General features: G+C 63.1%; 16 protein-coding genes. 9 read left to right on the top strand and 7 right to left on the bottom strand.

Translation table 11 applies throughout. From position 1 onward, the window contains the following. The first annotated feature begins 65 nt into the window (after positions 1 to 65). The 4 genes from CGS25_RS08610 to CGS25_RS08595 all read left to right on the top strand — a co-directional run bounded on the left by CGS25_RS08610 (position 66) and on the right by CGS25_RS08595 (position 3,600). Entirely contained in the window at positions 66 to 368 is a 303-nt protein-coding gene (locus CGS25_RS08610; RefSeq protein WP_101675230.1) for a nucleotidyltransferase domain-containing protein, read from the top strand. Then, positions 368 to 892 carry a hypothetical protein gene (locus tag CGS25_RS08605; protein WP_232802326.1) on the top strand — a complete coding sequence of 175 codons (525 nt, stop codon included), beginning with the start codon at positions 368 to 370 and terminating at the stop codon, positions 890 to 892. The genes CGS25_RS08610 and CGS25_RS08605 overlap by 1 nt, the downstream gene beginning before the upstream one ends. A gap of 273 nt (positions 893 to 1,165) precedes the next feature. After that, positions 1,166 to 2,674 (top strand): fumarate hydratase, encoded by a 1,509-nt coding sequence (locus CGS25_RS08600; RefSeq protein ID WP_101675228.1) that lies wholly within the window; start codon positions 1,166 to 1,168, stop codon positions 2,672 to 2,674. A 92-nt stretch (positions 2,675 to 2,766) separates the two neighbouring features. Then, a complete protein-coding gene (locus tag CGS25_RS08595; RefSeq protein WP_101675227.1) occupies positions 2,767 to 3,600 on the top strand; it encodes a hypothetical protein in 834 nt (277 codons plus the stop codon). Positions 3,601 to 4,070: 470 nt separating this feature from the next. Here the strand turns inward: CGS25_RS08595 and CGS25_RS08590 are convergent, their stop codons facing one another. The 7 genes from CGS25_RS08590 to CGS25_RS08560 form a co-directional block, all read right to left on the bottom strand. Further along, on the bottom strand, positions 4,071 to 5,006 hold the full coding sequence (locus CGS25_RS08590; protein ID WP_101675226.1) for an alpha/beta hydrolase: 936 nt from the start codon (positions 5,004 to 5,006) through the stop codon (positions 4,071 to 4,073). A gap of 16 nt (positions 5,007 to 5,022) precedes the next feature. Beyond that, positions 5,023 to 5,406, bottom strand: a complete 384-nt coding sequence (locus CGS25_RS08585; protein ID WP_089031839.1) for a hotdog family protein — start codon at positions 5,404 to 5,406, stop codon at positions 5,023 to 5,025. Next, positions 5,403 to 5,822 carry a MaoC family dehydratase gene (locus CGS25_RS08580; RefSeq protein WP_089031840.1) on the bottom strand — a complete coding sequence of 140 codons (420 nt, stop codon included), beginning with the start codon at positions 5,820 to 5,822 and terminating at the stop codon, positions 5,403 to 5,405. Before CGS25_RS08580 ends, CGS25_RS08585 begins: the two co-directional genes overlap by 4 nt. After that, complete coding sequence (locus CGS25_RS08575; RefSeq protein ID WP_101675225.1) at positions 5,803 to 7,329, bottom strand: acyl-CoA synthetase; 1,527 nt, start codon at positions 7,327 to 7,329, stop codon at positions 5,803 to 5,805. The genes CGS25_RS08580 and CGS25_RS08575 overlap by 20 nt, the downstream gene beginning before the upstream one ends. A 196-nt stretch (positions 7,330 to 7,525) precedes the next feature. After that, positions 7,526 to 10,003: an NHL repeat-containing protein gene (locus CGS25_RS08570; RefSeq protein ID WP_101675224.1), complete on the bottom strand. Its 2,478-nt coding sequence runs from the start codon at positions 10,001 to 10,003 to the stop codon at positions 7,526 to 7,528. A gap of 138 nt (positions 10,004 to 10,141) precedes the next feature. After that, positions 10,142 to 10,912, bottom strand: coding sequence for an enoyl-CoA hydratase/isomerase family protein (locus CGS25_RS08565; RefSeq protein ID WP_101675223.1), 771 nt, complete (start codon positions 10,910 to 10,912; stop codon positions 10,142 to 10,144). Next, positions 10,909 to 11,553 (bottom strand): TetR/AcrR family transcriptional regulator, encoded by a 645-nt coding sequence (locus tag CGS25_RS08560; protein ID WP_101675222.1) that lies wholly within the window; start codon positions 11,551 to 11,553, stop codon positions 10,909 to 10,911. The genes CGS25_RS08565 and CGS25_RS08560 overlap by 4 nt, the downstream gene beginning before the upstream one ends. Before the next feature lie 414 nt (positions 11,554 to 11,967). Between CGS25_RS08560 and CGS25_RS08555 the strand changes: the two genes are divergently transcribed. From CGS25_RS08555 to CGS25_RS08535, 5 genes are all read left to right on the top strand, one after another. Next, positions 11,968 to 13,188 (top strand): substrate-binding domain-containing protein, encoded by a 1,221-nt coding sequence (locus tag CGS25_RS08555; RefSeq protein WP_101675221.1) that lies wholly within the window; start codon positions 11,968 to 11,970, stop codon positions 13,186 to 13,188. A 167-nt stretch (positions 13,189 to 13,355) separates the two neighbouring features. Beyond that, the gene (locus tag CGS25_RS08550) at positions 13,356 to 14,171 is read left to right on the top strand and encodes an ABC transporter ATP-binding protein (RefSeq protein ID WP_089031846.1); all 816 of its coding nucleotides are present in this window, start codon (positions 13,356 to 13,358) and stop codon (positions 14,169 to 14,171) included. After that, positions 14,168 to 14,893, top strand: a complete 726-nt coding sequence (locus CGS25_RS08545) for an ABC transporter ATP-binding protein (protein WP_101675220.1) — start codon at positions 14,168 to 14,170, stop codon at positions 14,891 to 14,893. The genes CGS25_RS08550 and CGS25_RS08545 overlap by 4 nt, the downstream gene beginning before the upstream one ends. A gap of 229 nt (positions 14,894 to 15,122) precedes the next feature. Continuing rightward, complete coding sequence (locus CGS25_RS08540; protein WP_101675219.1) at positions 15,123 to 16,214, top strand: branched-chain amino acid ABC transporter permease; 1,092 nt, start codon at positions 15,123 to 15,125, stop codon at positions 16,212 to 16,214. Positions 16,215 to 16,225: 11 nt separating this feature from the next. Then, entirely contained in the window at positions 16,226 to 17,386 is a 1,161-nt protein-coding gene (locus tag CGS25_RS08535) for a branched-chain amino acid ABC transporter permease (protein ID WP_101675218.1), read from the top strand. The last annotated feature ends 37 nt before the right edge of the window (positions 17,387 to 17,423 follow it).

Below are 17,423 nucleotides of genomic sequence, written 5' to 3'. Positions count from 1 at the left end.
GTTTCATTCTCGACTGATCAATGGTTCTATTTTACTCTTTGAAATCATAGTTAATGAGCCCGACCATGCGTCTGACCGAAGAACAGCAGCGACAGATCCAACGGATTGTCCAAGCGCGGCTTGGCAACACGGTGGATGTGTCCGTGTTTGGTTCCCGGATCGACGACACGAAGCGGGGCGGTGATTTGGATTTGCTGATCGAATCGGAAGTCGCTGTTCCGCTATTACAGCGCGCGGCGCTGAAAATTGAATTGGAAAGAGCCTTGGCTCTGCCGGTGGACCTGGTTATTACTGAGCGGGGCAAGGCGCTCAGTTCGTTTCAGGCGTTGGCGAAAGCCCGTGCCAGACGCTTGCCGGAGGCCTTCTGATGGCGGATGCCCTGGCAGAAGAGCGTCGTCACCTTGCGCAGTTACTCGAAGCGCTACAGCGTTGCGCCTATTTTCTGGATCATTCCGAACAAAAAATTGATTGGCCGCTGGATGGGGCAACGTTAGCGCGCAAACGCAAGGACACGGAACTCTTCGAGACGCTGGCCGCGATCAATGAACGCTTCGCGAAACTTCAGGATACGTTGGCCGTCGCCATGCGCCACACGGCTTTGCTAATGAGCGAAGCGCCGGACAGTTTTCTCAAGGTTCTGGCGTTTTTCGAGAAACTGGGTGTGCTGGAATCGGCCGAGTACTGGCAGCAAAGCCGAATGGCTCGCAATATGGCGGCTCATGACTACGAAACCAACTACGACGCCATCGCGGAGCATTTCAATGCTCTGGAATCCTTAACCGGTTTGCTTCTCCGGACGGCTCGGAATCTTATTGGTCGCGTTGCGATGGACCTGGATATTCATCCTGCCAGCGGCGACTTCTCCACGGAGTTTGACCAGCTTTTCGACTGACGTCCCCGCGATAGAGTCACCGGGGTGGAGATCGCTCTGACGCTGGACGCCGGACGCCGGACGCCGGACGCCGGACGCCGGACGCTAAAACCCTTGACTGGCAGCAAGGGTGTGTTTACTGACGCGCCCGACCCTCCAGGAAACACACCCTTCATCACCGTTCCGGGTTTAGCGTCCAGCGTCCGGCGTCTGGCGTCCAGCATCCAGCGTGCCCAAACCCCAACGGTCCGCTATAATGCGCGCCCCGAATCCCAGCAGTCAGGAGTAGCCCCGATGACGGTGATCCGCCAGGACGATCTGATCCAGAGCGTGGCCGATGCGCTTCAGTACATCTCTTACTACCACCCGGTGGATTTCATCCGCGCGGTGAAGGAAGCCTACGAAAAGGAAGAGAGCAAAGCGGCCAAGGACGCGATGGCACAGATTCTGGTGAATTCGCGCATGGCGGCCATGGGCCACCGGCCGATCTGCCAGGACACCGGCATTGTCACCGTGTTCGCCAAGGTCGGCATGAACGTGACCTTTGAAGGCGACATGAGCCTGGACGACATGATCAACGAAGGCGTGCGCCGGGCCTACAACCACCCGGACAACGTGCTGCGCGCCTCGGTGCTGGCGGACCCGGACGGCAAGCGCGCCAACACCAAGGACAACACGCCGGCGGTGATCAATTACTCCATCGTGCCCGGCGACACCCTGGAAATCGACGTGGCGGCCAAGGGCGGCGGCTCGGAGGCGAAATCCAAGTTCGCCATGCTCAACCCGTCCGATTCCGTGGTCGACTGGGTGCTGGAACAGATTCCGAAAATGGGCGCCGGCTGGTGCCCGCCGGGCATGCTCGGCATTGGCATCGGCGGCACCGCCGAGAAGGCCATGCTGATCGCCAAGGAAGCGCTGATGGACCCCATCGACATCCACGAGTTGCAGGCCCGGGGCGCGCAAACCCGCGCCGAGGAACTGCGCCTGGAGCTGTTCGAGAAGGTCAACGCCCTGGGCATCGGCGCCCAGGGCCTGGGTGGCCTGACCACGGTGCTGGATGTGAAGGTGGCGGATTATCCCACCCACGCGGCCAACAAGCCGGTGGCGATCATCCCCAACTGCGCCGCCACCCGCCACGCCCACTTTATTCTCGACGGCAGCGGCCCGGCGGATCTGAAAGCGCCGGATCTGGAAGAGTGGCCGGACATTGCCTGGGGCAACGACGAGGGCGCCAAGCGCGTCAATCTGGACACGGTGACCCCGGAAGAGGTGCAGACCTGGCAGCCCGGCGACACCATTCTGTTGTCCGGCAAGCTGCTCACCGGTCGTGACGCGGCGCATAAACGCATGGTGGACATGATTTCCAAAGGCGAGGAACTGCCGGTGGACTTCACCAACCGCTTTATCTATTACGTCGGCCCGGTGGATCCGGTGGGCGACGAAGTGGTGGGCCCGGCGGGCCCCACCACCGCCACGCGCATGGACAAGTTCACCCGCACCATGCTGGAAAAGACCGGTCTGATCGGCATGGTCGGCAAGGCCGAGCGCGGCGACACCGCCATCGAGGCGATCAAGGACAACAAGGCGGTCTACCTGATGGCCGTGGGCGGCGCCGCCTACCTGGTGTCCAAGGCGATCCGCAAATCCCGCGTCGCCGCCTTCGAGGATCTGGGCATGGAAGCGATCTACGAATTCGAAGTGGAAGACATGCCGGTGACCGTGGCGGTGGATTCCAACGGCGAATCCGTGCACAAAACCGGCCCGGTGATCTGGAAAGAAAAGATCGCCGCGACAAGAGCGTAGATAAAGTGTTCAGTGTTCAGTTTTCGGTGTTCAGTCACTGAAAACTGAAAACTGAAAACTGAAAACTGAAAACCGGAGAACCCCCCGTTTCCATGCCCCGTATCCCGCCGTTTATCTTCGCCGCCCTGGTCTGCCCGTTGCTGTTGTCCGGCTGCGCCAGCCTGGGCGAGACCAGTGCTGGCTGGGTGGGGCGGGTTAAGGCGCCGGACTCGGTGGCCGGGCTGGATTACCCGTCGATCAAGGAATTGGGTGCGCTGCGCGGCGAATGCGCCGAGCTGGCCGAGGCACGGCGGCGCGGTGCTTATGTGTCCCGTCACTGGTTGAATGACACCGCGTTACCCGGCTGCCAGCGGCGCATTGACACGGCCCAGGCGCTGCGCCGCGAGCGACAGCTCGACGCCTTGGTGGACCAGGCCTACCGCGACCAGCAGGCCATCGCCGCGCAACGGGCACGCGCCGCCGCCGAACGGCGCCGCATCCAGGAGGACATGGAAAACCAGCGCCGCGAAGCACAAGCGCGCAGCCGGGCCGCCGATCACAAGGCGCTGACGGTGCTGCGCGAACGCCTCGACGACGCGAACATTCGCGCTTTGCTCAGTGACGTCCCCGATCAACCCCTGGCCTACGCCGTGGGCCAACCCTCGCAACGCAGCATGAAGGATTTTCTCTCTTGCCTGGAAGTGGGCTACCCCAACCAGGGCTATCGCATCGAACGGGACGACGGCCGGCTCAGCGTCACCGCGCTGGGCGCCAACATGCTGCGCGGCGATGTGGACATCCGCGCCCGCTTCGTCAATGTCTGGGACACCTGGCTGTTGGAATCCCTCACCGTGGCGGAAATGAACGCCACCACCCCCCAGGACCGTTTCCTGCTCGCCCAGAATCTGCTCGCCGGGCACTGCTACGGGATTGATGATTTGTTGTAGGGTTCGGGATTCGGGATCTGGGGAAGCGGTCGGCGGAGGCCTCGGGTTTGGCGAGGCCGTGCTTGCGGTTTGGGGTTGGGTTTTCAGTTTTCAGTGTTCAGTTTTCAGAAAAAAATCAAATCCAACTACGAAGCCGCTGTGGGAGCGATCCTTGATCGCGAACCGAGCCGAAGGCGAGGCGGGCCTGGCAAAGCCGATTCGCGGTCAGGGACCGCTCCCACACCGGAATCGAAACCGGGTGCGGGCCTGACTGTTTCCTGCATCCTGTTCCCTGTTCTGGCCAGGCTATAGCGCCGCTGTGGGAGCGGTCCCCGACCGCGAACCGAGCCGAAGGCGAGGCGGGCCTGGCAAAGCCGATTCGCGGTCAGGGACCGCTCCCACACCAGAATCCAACCCCGGCGCGGGTCTGCTGTTCCCTGCCTGCCGTTAAATCACCCCTCCACTGAACACTGAACACTGAAAACTATCGATCACCCCCTAAGAAACCCGCCAATGGCCCGATAGGTCTGCGCGCAGGCTTCCGGTACCAGATCTTCGAGGTTGAGGTAGGCGTGGATCATGTCGTCCAGGTGCAGGTGCTGGTTGGGGACGCGCGCCTGGTCGAGGCGCTCCAGGTAGGCGAGGGCTTCGTCGCGCAGGGGGCAGAAGCCGGCGGTGACCATCAGCGTTTCGGGAAGGCGTTCATTGACGCCCATGTGCAGGGGCGAGGCGGCGCGGCGGTCGTCGCCGGGTTTGAAGTAGGCGTCGAAGTACCAGTGGATGCGTTCTTCTTCGAGCAAATAGCCGCGTCCGTTTTCGTGGATCGAGGGATGTTCCAGGGCGTAGTCGAGGCTGGGGTAGATCAGCACCTGTTTGTCGATGTGCAGCGCGTCGTCGTCGCGGGCCAGGGCGCTCACCGAGGCGGCCAGGGTGCCGCCGCCGGAATCGCCGACCAGCGCCAGGCGGCGGCGCACTTTGCGTTGTTTGTGCTCCAGGGTTGGCCAGATATGGCGGGCCACCGCCAGGCAGTCTTCCAGGCCCAGCGGGTAGGGGCATTCCGGTGCCAGGCGGTATTCCACCGATACCACCAGTTGACCGCTGGCGCGGGCCAGCTTGCGGCAGATCGGGTCGTACACGGTAATGCTGCCGGCCATGTGGCCGCCGCCATGGAAAAACAGGCAGACCGGTTTTTCTTTCTCCGGTGCCGGGTCGTACAGCCGCACCGGCACGGGATAAGCGCCGGTGTCGACCATGGCGTCGCCGACCCAGGCGGTGTCCGGGCGCTCGCTGACCAGCGCGGCGGTCATGTTGGCGAGCGCTTCGCGCACGTTCACCGGGGTGGCGGTGGCGTGGCTGGCGCGGGCGGCGTCCATCAGTTGATTGAGATTGTCGAGCCAGGGGCGTAGCCCGGGGTTGACGGTACTCATTGTTCTCACTCCGGGGCTATTGCTCGAACAGGACCAGGGCGTCGCCGGCGCAGATGACACGGCCATCTTCCCCGGTGCACAACGTGTCCAGGTTGACCAGGGCCTTGCCCGGGCGCAGATGGGTGACGGTGACGCTGGCGGTGAGCGCTTCGCCGATGCGGCCTTGCTCTTCGAAGCGCATGTGCTGCTTCAAGTAGTTGGTGCCGTGGCCGGGCAAATGCTCGCCCAGCAGGTAGGAAAACAAGCCGGCGATGAGCGGTTCGGGGACCTGGTCGAAGGGGGCGTCGACGCCGGCCAGATCACACCACTCGCGTACATCCTCGGCGCTGAAAGTGCGCGCCACGGTGGCCTGGTCTTCCAGTTTCAAGGCGTGAAAGCGGGGCAGGGCACGGGCGTTCATGGTGTCTCCTCGGCGGTCAGGGTGAGGCGGCAGTGGCCTTCCAGGCAGCGCCGGCCATCGGCTTTGATCACGTGGGTGGCGAGCCGCAGCTCGCCATCCTGGGCCGGACCTTGCGGCTCCAGCACCAGGGTCAGCGTTTCGTCGGCGTAGGCCGGTGCCGGGAACTTCACGTCTTGCAGATCCAGGCGGGCGTTGGGGTAATGGCGGCTGAGCAGGCCGCGCAAGGCGCTGAACAGCAACATGCCGTGGGAGACGGTGGCGCCAAAGCGGCTGGCGGCGGCGAACACCGGGTCCACGTGAATCGGGTTGTGGTCGCCGCTGAGGCGGGCGAAACGGTCGAAATCCGCCTGGCGCAGGGTGCGTTTGACTTCCACGCGGCCGCTGGCCGGCGACGGGTTAGCGGGGGCGTGCGGCATCGCGCAACTCCTGTTTGGTCACTTTGCCCAGCGCGTTGCGGGGCAGCGCATCGACCACCTCGAACAGCTTGGGAATCTTGTAGCCGGCCAGCCGTTCGCGGCAGTAGGCGCGCAGGCTGTCCTGATCCGGCGTGGCGGCGCCGGGGCGCAGGCCAATGCAGGCCTTGCCCACTTCGCCCCAGCGATCATCGGCGATGCCGATCACCGCCACCTCGGCGATGTCCGGGTGCGCCTCCAGCACTTTTTCCACTTCGGCGGGGTACACGTTCTCGCCGCCGGAGATGAACATGTCTTTCCAGCGGTCAACGATGAAGTAGTAGCCGTCTTCGTCGCAGCGCGCCACGTCGCCGCTGCGCAGCCAGCCGTCCGTGCCGATCGCCTCGGCGGTGGCCTCCGGGCGGTTCCAGTAGCCGGGGGTGATGTTGGGGCCGCGCAGCAGCAGTTCGCCGGCCTCGCCACGGGGCAGGTCTTCGCCGTCGGCGTTGACAATGCGCACCTCGGTGAGCAGTTGCGGCCGGCCCACCGAGCCGATCTTGTTGATCACCTGGTCTTCGTCGAGCAGGAACACGGTGGGGCCGGTTTCGGTCATGCCCATGCCGGTGCGCACGCGAATGCCCTGGTCCACGTAGCGTTGCGCCACCGGCAGAGAGAGCGCCGCGCCGCCGCAGCCCCACGAGCGCACCCGGCGCAGCCGCTCGCCACTGAAATCGGGCTGTTCGAGCAATGCCTGGTAGACCGCCGGCACGCCGAAGAACACGGTGGCGCGCTGCTCCAGAATCGCCATGGCGTCGGCCGGCTCGAAGGCGCGCGATACCAGCACCGCGCCACCGACCATGAACACCGCCGAGGAATAAAGATTGATGCCGGCGGTATGAAACAGCGGCAGCACATTGAGCAGCACGTCGTCGCCGTTCAGGTTCACCGCCAGGCCGATGTTCAGATAATTGGCCAGCATCATGCGGAAGGTCTGAATCACGCCCTTGGGCTTGCCGGTGGTGCCGGAGGTGTACAGCAGGTACCAGGGCGTGTCCGGGCTTTTTTCCGGGTGCGCATTGAGGTCCGGCCGGGTGGCGGCCAGATCGCCGTGGTAATCGCGGCTGCGCCCGGGGGTGCCATCCAGGCCGATCAGGATCATGCCCGGATGGGTTTCGCCCAGGGTGGCGGCGGTGTCGTCGAACTCGCCGCCGTGAATCAAGGCGGCGGGCTGGCAATCTTCCAGCAGCACTTCCAATTCCGGCACCGCCAGGCGCCAGTTGGCCGGCACCAGGATCACCCCGGCTTTGGCGCAACCGAACAACATCACGAAAAATTCCGCGCGGCTGTGGCCCAGATACACCAGGCGGTCGCCGGGTTCCAGCCCCCAGGCGCCGAGCGCCGCCGCGGCAAACCGGGCGGCGCGCTCGTTGAATTGGGCATAGGTGTAACGGCTGCCGTCGTGCAGATCTTCCAACGCCAGCCGCTCCGGGGTTACCCGCGCGCGATGGGCGAGCAGGTCGAACATCTCCATGGAGACCTCCAGGTATAAAAAGTTTTCAGTTTTCAGTTTTCAGTGTGCGCTCGCGGAGGCCGCTTTATCGGGTGAGTTGCGGCAGGCGCGGGTGCCGCCGAAAGGCGGTGCCCGCGAACACTGAACACTGAACACTGAACACTGAACTCTGAACACTGAACACTGAACACTGAACACTGAACACTGAACACTGCTTCTAAGGTTCAATCTCGCTCCAGTCGAAGCGGGTAATGCGGTTGCTGATCAGCGAGAACACATAGATGTCGCCGCCGCCCACCGCCACTTGTTCGGTGTCGAACAGGCCGCCGGGGCGGGTGCCCAGCGCCGGGTCCAGCCATTGGCCTTGGTAGTCCGGGTCGATCACGCCGGCGCCGTTGGCGCTGTAGTGGTCCGGGTTGCTCCAGGCGCGGGCCGCCATGTTGAAGCCATCGGCGACGATCACGGCGTCGTGGTCGGCGTCGTAGGCGAGGCCGGCGGGCAGGAACAGGCGATCCGGGTCGAAGCCGTCCGGATGGTCGTAGGTGCCGCCGCCCACGCCGACCTGGCCGATCAGAGCGCCGGTGGCCGGGTTCAGCGCCTGCAGGCGCTGGTTGCGGCGGTCGGTGACGTAGATCCGATTGTTCAGGGCCAGCACGCCGCCGATCTGATCAAAGGTGCCGGCGTCGCCCTGGTTGAAGAAATCCGGGCCCAGGCTCCAGTTTTCGCCCAGGTCGTTGCCTTTGTCGTCGTCCACGCCGCCGGCGTACCAGTCGCCATTGAGGGTGCTGCTGCCGCTGTCGTAGTCGAAGCGCCAGACATAGTTGTCGAAGCTGGTGATGTAGATGGCGTGCTGATCGGCGGCGCCGTCCTGGATCACGCTCACCGCCACCGGGTAATTGGTGTTGCTGGTGGACAGGCCGATTTCCGGCACCGGCAGGCCACCGGTGCGGTAGCTCAGGTTGAACAGCTCTTCGAGATTGCCGTTGGCGTCGTAGATGCGCAGGCTGGCGTCGCCAATGTAGGGCCAGGGCAGGGTGGCGTCGGCGCCCACCAGCACCGCCACCGCCTCACCGATATTGGGGTCGGTGAAGGTGGCGATGCCGGTGACGCCGTAGCTGATGCTGGTGCCCGGGAAACGGCCCTGATAGTTGCCGGCGCTGTCGTACATATTGATGCGGGTGTTGGGAGTGTCGCTGACCAGCAGACGGTTCTTGCTGCCCAGCCAGGCCATGCCGCTGGCGGAATGAAGCTGGCCAGCCAGAGTGCGCGGGTAACCCCAGAATTCATGGTTGGCGACGGTGCCGACCCCGGCGGAGACCGAACAACGCAGCAGTGTGGTGCCGCTGGAATTGCTCCAGCACTTTTTGATGCGGTTGTTGCCGGAATCGCTGACCAGGTGCACCCGGGCATTGCTGTAGTAATAGCCGTAGGACCAGATGTTCTCGCGGTAGAAGCTGCCGTCGGCGCGCAGCACCGGCACCAGGTCGTTGGGCAGTTGGAAGGCGGCGTCTTCGTTGCCGGCGGTGGTGGGTGAGCGCATTTCCACCTGATGAATGCCGAGGTGGCCGTACATCCAGGTCGCTTCGGCGTCGGCGCTCAGGCTGGCGCGGTAGTGGATCGGCTGCGGATCAGCCAGATCGCCCTGATTGGGGAACAGGATAATGCGACCGTTGTAGGTGTCCGCCACGTAGAGATTGCCGTCGGCATCGGTGCGCACGCCACGGGGACGCTTGAGATGGTCCACGTTGCCGTGGTCGTCGCGGAAGCGGCCGAGCATGTCGCGCAGGGTGAGCTCGCCGGTGAGCGGATCAACCTGGAAAATCTTGATGCGGTTGTTGCCGTTGTCGGCCACGTACAGATAGGTGGCGTCGCTGGCGGGTGCCTTGTAATAGGTCATGCCCTGGGGAATGCGGAAGCCGTCGCGCTTGGCCGGCTCGCCGGCGTAGTCGTCGTAGTGGCTGGAATCGCTGCCGTAGTCCTTGTCGACACCGCGCAGAATCGGGCCGGCGCCGACGTAATCGCCGCTGCCGTTCTGATACCCCAGGGTTTCAATCAGCGTGGCCTGGTAGCCGTTGTCCGGGTCAATGCGAAACGACTTGATGCGGTGATTGAACTCATCGGAGACGTAAATAAAGCCCTGCGGGGTGATGGTCATGTTGCGAGGCAAGTGCAGATCGGTGCCGCCGCCGCTGCCTTCCTGGCCAATCGAGGTGACGTATTCGAACGCGCCGGGGCCGCTGGCGACGGTACGGAAGAAGTGGATCTGGTGGCGGCCCACGTCGTTCACGTAGAGCCCGGCGAGGCGGTCATCCTCGGCTTCGCTGGCGGACAGAAAGGCGATGCCCAGCGGCGCGCGAATGTCCGGCACGGCGCTGGCCGGGCTGTCCGCGGCCAGGGTCTGGTCGGCGTCGTCCAGAGTGCCGGTGAGCTGGCCGTTGAGGTTGAGCACCTGCACGCGGTGATTGCCCATGTCGGCCACGTAGACGCGCGCCGAGCTGGCGCCCAGGCTGACGGTGTCGCGGTCATAGGTGACCGTGGTGGGCGTATTGAACTGATAGCGTTGATGCGCCACCTCACCGCTCAGCTCGGCGCTGCGGTCTTCATCGGCGAAGGTGTCAAAAGCACTCGCGGCGATTGGCATGCCGGACAGCAAAAAAACGCCGCCGGCCAGCCAGGACAGACTTTTCTTGTTCATCTTCTCTCTCCCGGTTTTTATTTTTAATCTTTAAGAAAGTGTTCAGTTTTCAGTGTTCAGATAAGAGAAAAGAAAAAGTCAAAAACCGCCACAATCTTTTACTGAAAACTGAAAACTGAAAACTGAAAACTCTTTTTCCTATCTCTTCAAAAACTCTTTCATCCCCTGGTCAGCTTCGTCGCTGACGATCTGTTCGAGAAAATGGCGGTATTCCGCTTCCAGCCCGGCCGCCACGCGCTGGCTGTCGGGGCGGTTGAGCGTCAGGGTATGGGCGACACTGGCCGGTTTGGCGGCGGCGATGGTGGCGGCGATGGCGTTGGCCTGATCGAGCACGCCGTTGTCGTCCGCCTGGTATTGCAGCAGCCCCAGCCGCAACGCTTCGTCGGCGTCGATGGCGCGGTTGGTGAGCTGCGCGTCGAGCGCGCGGGCGCGGCCGATGCGCTCGGGCATCAGCGCGCTCCAGCCACCGTCCGGGCTGAATCCGACCACCGTGTACCAGGGCGCGAAGTGGGTTCGCGGGCCGCCCACGGCGATGTCGCAGGCCAGCACCAGGCCCACTGATCCACCGGTGACGGTGCCGTGCACCGCCGCCACCGTGGGGCAGGGCAGCGTGAGCAAATCCAGGATGGTGGCGTTCAGTTCGCCGACCACGCGGGCGGCGTAGTCGTAACGCTGGGCTGGCGGGGTGTCATAAAAGGCGCCGACGTCGCCGCCGGTGGAAAACGAACGGCCCGCGGCCGCCAGGATCAGTACCCGTGGCGGGTCGCGACGCAGTTCGGCGAGCGCGTCGCGCAGGGCGGTGAGCAAGTCCGGCACCAGGGCGTTGTGGCGCGCGCCGCGATTCAGGGTGAGCCGGGCAATGCCGTTGTCGCGCTCGGCGAGCACCAGGGGCGCGTTGTTGGTGGTCATGGTTTGTCGTCGCTCCGTGGTTGTGGAGCGAGCCCCAGGCGCAGCATGTCGTCCACGGCGGCGACCACGTCGTCGGGGGACACATCGGATTGCCACAGCCCGTAGCGCATGCCCAGAAAGTGGGACATGCCCATCAGCGCCCAGGCGCGCACCCGGTTGTCGCCGGGGCGCACTTCCCCACGGCTGACCGCGTCGGCGAGCAGGGTGGCGTAGGCGTCGCCAAAGGCTTCGTAATATTCCTGATAGATCTCTTCGTCGACGAACTGTGCTTCCTGGAGCACGCGGTACATCCACGGGTTTTCAGTAACGTAGCCGAGGAACGCCCGCAGGCCACGCGCCTCCGCATCGAGGCGGTCCTGGGCGCCATCCACGTGGCGGGCCAGGTGGGCGCGCACCTTGTGGCCCATGTCGCGAACCAGCTCGCGCAGGGTTTCTTCCTTGCCGGTGAAATAGCAATAGAAGGTGCCCTGGGCGACGCCAGCGCCACGGGTGATGTCGGTGATGCCGGCGCGGTAATAGCCGAGCGTGCCGAAGGCTTCCTCGGCGGCTTTGAGAATGCGCGCGCGGGTGCGGGCACCACGGGCGGTTTTCGGCGTGCCGGGGCCGGCGTCGGTGGCTTTGCGTTGGGGTGTGGAGCTCATGGCGCAGCGGGTATCCGGTCGGTTGTCGTTGTTTTGAAAACTGAATCAGTATTCAATAACGTTAAGGCTCGGCCGATAAGCTGTCAAGCAGGTCAAGCTTCAGACGCCGCCCGGACTTCCCGGTCAGCTTGTTCAAACGCCCTTGAATAAAGGGCTTGAGACGGATCAGGCGAAACCAGCGGGAGGGGGCCGGGAAGGCCGGCGTGGGAACGGCGAAATCTTTCGCGCTTGCAGAAAGGTGAATCAGTTGTCATATTGTGGGGTAAGCCGGTGCCGTAGACAATGCTCTCCGCCGGGCCGAACACTCCAACCATAATAACGCTGCACCCTGGCTCCGACGTTTTGGAGCCTGACGGTTCGAACAACAACGACAAGACTCACGGCCTCGGCCTGAGCGAGAAAGGGAGACATCACATGAAGCGTCTTTTGACCGCTACGGCGTTCACCCTCACTGCCCTTGGCGCCGCCACTTCGGCGAGTGCCGCGGAGGCGATCAAAATCGCCCACGTCACCGGTTTTACCGGCGCGCTGTCCGCCTACGCGGAACAGCTGCAGGTCGGCATGGAGATGGGCTTCGAATACGCCACCGACGGCAAGATGGAAGTGGATGGCCGCAAGATCGAGCTGATCAAGAAAGACACCCAGCTCGATCCCGCCCGTGCCCGCGCCCTGGTGGAAGAAGCCTACGCCGAGGACGATGCCCAGATCGTGGTGGGGCCGGTGGCCTCCGGCGTGGCGTTGGCGACGCTGCCGATCGCCGAGGAATATGAGCGCATCATCATGCCCGAGGGCGTGGCGGACGCGATCACCGGGGATCAGTGGAACCGCTACGTGGTACGGATCGGGCGTAACTCTTCCCAGGACGCCGTTTCCAATGCGGTGGCGTTGGGTATGCCGGGGGTGTGCGTGGCCACCATCGCTCAGGATTACGCGTTCGGTCGTGATGGCGTGTCCGCGTTCAAGAAAGCCATGAAGACCCAGGGCGGCGAAGTGGTGCATGAGGAATATCTGCCCACCGACGCCACCGATTTCACCGCCGCCGCGCAGCGTTTGTTCGCGGCCCTGAAAGATCGTAAAGGCTGTGACGAAGGCAAATACATCTTCGCCATCTGGGCCGGCAGCGCCAACCCGCTGAGCCGTATCCAGGATCTGCACCCGGAACGCTACGACATCAAACTGGCCACCGGCGGCAATATTCTGCCAGCGCTGGTCAGCTACTCTGAGTTCCCGGGCATGCAGGGCGCCGGCTTCTACTACTTTGAGTCTCCGGACAACAAAGTAAACGACTGGTTCGTGAAGGAGCACTTCAAGCGCTACAACGCGGCGCCGGATTTTTTCACCGCCCAGGGTTTCGCCCAGTCCATGGCGATCGTGGCGGCGGTCAAGAAAGCCGATGGCTCCACCGATTCGGAAGATCTGATCAAAGCCTTCGAAGGCCTGATCTTCGAAACGCCGAAAGGCAAGATGATCATCCGCAGCGAAGACCACCAGGCGTTGCAGTCCATGTATCACTTCCGCATCAAGGTGGAAGAGCGTGATGACTGGTTCGCTGATCGCAAGGTCACCGCCGGCGTGCCGGAGTTGGTGCGCACCATCGGCATCGACCAGATGAACATTCCGATCCTCAATAAGTGAAGGCGGTTGAAAGTTAAACGTTAAAAGTTGAAAGCGCGGGCCGGTTTGTACCATCCGAAACGCCGTGCCCGCGCCCGGTTTTCCTTTCAACTTTGAACTTGCAACTTTCAACTGACGATTTTCGCGACTCGTGTTCCCCTTATTCCGATAACACGAAGGGACCATCCATGGCCTCCTTGCAACCCGAAACCGTCTCCCGCCCGGTGCTGGAAACCCGTGACCTGACCATCAATTTCGGCGGACACGTGGCCGTGAACCGGGTTTCGTGCGCGTTCCACGCGGGAACGCTGACTTCCATCGTGGGCCCCAACGGGGCGGGTAAAACCACCTGGTTCAATCTGATTTCCGGGCAGCTCGCCGCCTCCGCGGGCAGCGTGCGCCTTTTTGATGAAGACATTACCTCCCTGGGCGCGCCGGCGCGTGCCGACAAAGGCCTGGGCCGTGCGTTTCAGCTGACCAATTTGTTTCCCAACCTGAGCGCGCTTGAGAACGTGCGGCTGGCGGTGGCCTCGCGCCATCGCATCGGCCATGTGTTCTGGCAAATGGCGTCCAAGCGGCGCGACATCAGTGACCGTGCCGCCGCCTATCTGGAGCAGGTCAATCTGGGCAAACGCGCCGACACGCCGGTGGCCAATCTGCCCCACGGCGACCAGCGCAAGCTGGAAGTGGCGTTGATGCTGGCGCTGGAGCCGGAAGTGTTTATGTTCGACGAACCCACCGCTGGCATGAGCGTGGATGAGGTGCCAGTGATTCTGGAGCTGATCGCCAATATCAAGCATCAGCAGAACAAGGTGATTCTGCTGGTGGAACACAAGATGGACGTGGTGCGCTCATTGTCTGATCGCATCGTGGTGTTGCACAACGGCGAACTGGTGGCCGATGGCGAGCCCGCCGAGGTGATCGCGTCGCCCATCGTTCAAGAGGCTTATCTGGGCGTGAGCCCGGATCAGGAGCCGCGCGACAGCCAGGGAGCCGCCGTATGAGTGACGCCATTCTCACCCTATCCGGGGTCAGCGCCGACATCGACCAGTACCACATTCTGCACGGCGTGGATCTTGAAGTGCCCGCCGGCGAGCTGACCGTGCTGCTGGGTCGCAACGGCGCCGGCAAGAGCACCACCTTGCGAACCATCATGGGCCTGACCACGGTCACCGCCGGCGAGGTGCGTTTTCGCGGCGAGCCGATCACCGGCCAGCCGACCCCGCGCATCGCCCGCCAGGGGATTGCTTTCGTGCCGGAAAGCATGGGCATTTTCAGCATGCTCACGGTGCGTGAAAACATGGTGCTGGCGGCGGTGTCCGGGCGCATGGACGAGCAGCGGCTGAACTGGATTTTCGATCTGTTTCCGCCGATCAAGAAATTCTGGGATCGACCCGCGGGCAACCTCTCCGGTGGCCAGAAGCAGATGCTGGCGATTGCCCGCGCGGTAATCGAACCCCGTGAATTGCTGCTGGTGGACGAGCCCACCAAGGGGCTGGCACCGGCCATCATTAACGATCTGGCGGACGCCTTCGAGCAACTTAAATCCCAGAACGTGTCGATTTTGCTGGTGGAACAGAACTTTAATTTTTCCCGGCGGCTGGGGCAGTCCGTGGCGGTGATGAGCGACGGCAAGATCGTGCATCGCGGCAGCATGGCGGACCTCGCCGACAACGAAGAACAGCAGCACGAATTGCTCGGGTTGGGGCTGGGCGAACACCAGTAATGATCGTCAACGGGTTGGCGGCGCCGGCCGCGTTAGGGCCTGTTCACACTAATTTAGATGGCCGCGTTGCCGCCCCAAAGCGGGCCAGGCAAGGCGCGAGGAGGGAGGTTTAGCATGCTAAATGAACGACGAGCAACACCGCCTGGCCCGCTTTGGGGCGCAACCCGAAGGGCCTCCGGCGCGACCATCAAAATGAGTGTGAACAGGCCCCAATAAGGAGAACACCAGGATGTCCGCTCTCGAGAAGACATTGGACAATAAAAGCGCGAGGCGCGAAAGGCCGTGGAAGGCGCTGGGGAAAGGGCCGCGTGCCCGCTTTGCCGCGTTCCGCGAAGAGAAGCCACACCTGTTTTTGCTGGCACTGATGATGCTGGTGCCGTTGTTTATGATTAACCCGACCACCTGGGCGGTGCTCACCATCAGCGGCCTGGCGATGGGCGCCATGGTGTTTCTGATGGCGTCGGGCATGACGTTGACGTTCGGTTTGATGAACGTGCTGAATCTGGCCCACGGCGCTTTCATTTCGTTGGGCGCCTTCGCCGGTGCCACGGTGCTTACCGTGTGGTTGAACGGCTATTCCGGAGACAGCTCCCTGCTGGTCAATCTGGTCGCTATTTTACCGGCGCTGGGGTTCGCGCTGGCGGTGGCCGGGCTGGTCGGGCTGCTGTTCGAGCGTCTGGTGATCAAGCCGGTGTACGGCGATCACCTCAAGCAGATTCTGGTCACCGTGGGCGGCTCGATCATCCTGCTGGAGCTGATCCAGGTGATCTGGGGCCCCAACGAGATTCCGGTACCGCGTCCGGACGCGTTGCGCGGTGCCTTTATCGTCAGCGATGCGATTCCCCTGATCGGTGGCATCGCCTTGGAAAAATACCGTTTGATCGCGGTGCTGTTGGGGCTGGCCGTGTACGGCCTGATGACCTGGGTGATTGATCGCACCCGCGTCGGGGTGCTGATCCGCGCCGGTGTCGAAGACCGGGAAATGGTGGAAGTGCACGGTTATCGCATCCGCCTGCTGTTTCTCGGCGTGTTCGTGGCCGGCTCCGCGCTGGCCGGCCTGGGTGGCGCCATGTGGGCGATGTACCGCGAGATCATCACCGCGCACATGGGCGATGAGCTGATGATCTCGGTGATCGTGGTGATCATTCTGGGCGGCCTGGGTTCCATCAAGGGCTGTTTCTACGGCGCCATTCTGGTGGGCCTGATCAATCTCTACGTGGGCTTTCTGGAGCCGCGGCTGGCGGCGGTGGCCACGGTCGGGCTGATGGTGGGCGTTCTGATGTGGCGCCCCCAGGGGCTGATCCCCGTGATCAAGGTGTGAGGGCAAAAGCGATGTTGAATGCGATTTTTTCCGGCGACACGCCGCGCAGCCGTCCGCTCACCGCGATTCTGCTGGTGATCCTGGTGTGCCTGGCATTGGGGCCGTTTCTGTTCGATGGCACCCGGGCGTTTTCCACCCTGGGCATGATCTGCGTGTTTATCGTGGTGGTGGCGTCTTACGATTTGATGCTGGGCTATACCCACATCGTTTCGTTCGCTCACACCATGTTTTTTGGCATTGGCGCCTATGGCATGGCGATCGCCACCGACGCCATGGGCAATAATTTCACCGCCATTCTGGTCGGGCTGGCCGGGGCGATCGCGCTCAGTGTGGTGCTCTCACTGCTGCTCGGGCTGCTGTCGCTGCGGGTCAAGGCGATCTTCTTCGCCCTGGTGACACTGGCGGTGGCGTTCGCGTTTCTGAGCCTGGCCACCCAGCTCTATAACATCACCGGCGGGGAAGACGGCCTGCGCGTGCGCGTGCCCCGGGAGTTGGGCCCGGCGTTCCGCCCGTTCGACGGTGAGCTGCGCGGCTTCAGCATCGTGACCTTTCTGAGCGGCCTGTTCACGGAGCCGGGCAATCTTGGCGAGGTGCTGCGCGAATCCGTGTTCAAGGTGCGTTTCAGCGGCCGCGAATTGATGTACTACGTGGCGTTCGTGGTCTCGCTGCTGGTCTTCCTGTTCCTGTTGCGCATGGTCAACTCGCCGTTCGGTCGGGTGTTGCAGGCGATTCGCGAAAACGAGTTCCGCGCCCAGGCGCTGGGTTACCGGACCGTGTTCTACCGCACCGCGGCGGTGATTGTCTCGGCGGTGCTGGCGACCCTGGCGGGGGTGATGTTCGCGTTGATCAACCGCTATGTGAACCCGGAAAACACCCTCGACTTTCAACTGATGGTGTTCATTTTGCTGATGTGCGTGATCGGCGGCATGGGTACCCTGTATGGATCGGTGGTGGGGGTGGCGTTGTTCCTGCTCGCCCAGAATTACCTGCAGGATCTGCTGCGGCTGTTCGCCGCCCAGGTGCCGGAGGGTGGGGTCATGGCGGAGCTGGTCGCTCCGGATCGCTGGCTGTTGTGGTTTGGCGTGTTGTTCGTGCTGAGCGTGTATTTCTTCCCCACCGGCATCGTTGGCCAGCTTCGCATCTGGTCGCAACGCCGCAAGCCCGCTGCCTGAGCGATGCGTGGCGTCCATTGGTTCTATGGTTGGTAAT

It is taken from the genome of Alloalcanivorax mobilis (assembly GCF_002864685.1).
Classification (GTDB): Bacteria; Pseudomonadota; Gammaproteobacteria; order Pseudomonadales; family Alcanivoracaceae; genus Alloalcanivorax; species Alloalcanivorax mobilis.
The sequence above is the reverse complement of the archived record's forward strand: the minus strand, read 5'-3'. Positions and strand labels throughout refer to the sequence as shown.

Coding starts and splice junctions, on each gene's coding strand:
- CGS25_RS08550 (WP_089031846.1), top strand. CDS start 13,356: ATGGCCTCCTTGCAACCCGAAACCGTCTCCCGCCCGGTGCTGGAAACC.
- CGS25_RS08545 (WP_101675220.1), top strand. CDS start 14,168: ATGAGTGACGCCATTCTCACCCTATCCGGGGTCAGCGCCGACATCGAC.
- CGS25_RS08580 (WP_089031840.1), bottom strand. CDS start 5,822: ATGCCGCACGCCCCCGCTAACCCGTCGCCGGCCAGCGGCCGCGTGGAA.
- CGS25_RS08565 (WP_101675223.1), bottom strand. CDS start 10,912: ATGACCACCAACAACGCGCCCCTGGTGCTCGCCGAGCGCGACAACGGC.
- CGS25_RS08610 (WP_101675230.1), top strand. CDS start 66: ATGCGTCTGACCGAAGAACAGCAGCGACAGATCCAACGGATTGTCCAA.
- CGS25_RS08605 (WP_232802326.1), top strand. CDS start 368: ATGGCGGATGCCCTGGCAGAAGAGCGTCGTCACCTTGCGCAGTTACTC.
- CGS25_RS08570 (WP_101675224.1), bottom strand. CDS start 10,003: ATGAACAAGAAAAGTCTGTCCTGGCTGGCCGGCGGCGTTTTTTTGCTG.
- CGS25_RS08590 (WP_101675226.1), bottom strand. CDS start 5,006: ATGAGTACCGTCAACCCCGGGCTACGCCCCTGGCTCGACAATCTCAAT.
- CGS25_RS08585 (WP_089031839.1), bottom strand. CDS start 5,406: ATGAACGCCCGTGCCCTGCCCCGCTTTCACGCCTTGAAACTGGAAGAC.
- CGS25_RS08555 (WP_101675221.1), top strand. CDS start 11,968: ATGAAGCGTCTTTTGACCGCTACGGCGTTCACCCTCACTGCCCTTGGC.
- CGS25_RS08575 (WP_101675225.1), bottom strand. CDS start 7,329: ATGGAGATGTTCGACCTGCTCGCCCATCGCGCGCGGGTAACCCCGGAG.
- CGS25_RS08600 (WP_101675228.1), top strand. CDS start 1,166: ATGACGGTGATCCGCCAGGACGATCTGATCCAGAGCGTGGCCGATGCG.
- CGS25_RS08535 (WP_101675218.1), top strand. CDS start 16,226: ATGTTGAATGCGATTTTTTCCGGCGACACGCCGCGCAGCCGTCCGCTC.
- CGS25_RS08560 (WP_101675222.1), bottom strand. CDS start 11,553: ATGAGCTCCACACCCCAACGCAAAGCCACCGACGCCGGCCCCGGCACG.
- CGS25_RS08540 (WP_101675219.1), top strand. CDS start 15,123: ATGTCCGCTCTCGAGAAGACATTGGACAATAAAAGCGCGAGGCGCGAA.
- CGS25_RS08595 (WP_101675227.1), top strand. CDS start 2,767: ATGCCCCGTATCCCGCCGTTTATCTTCGCCGCCCTGGTCTGCCCGTTG.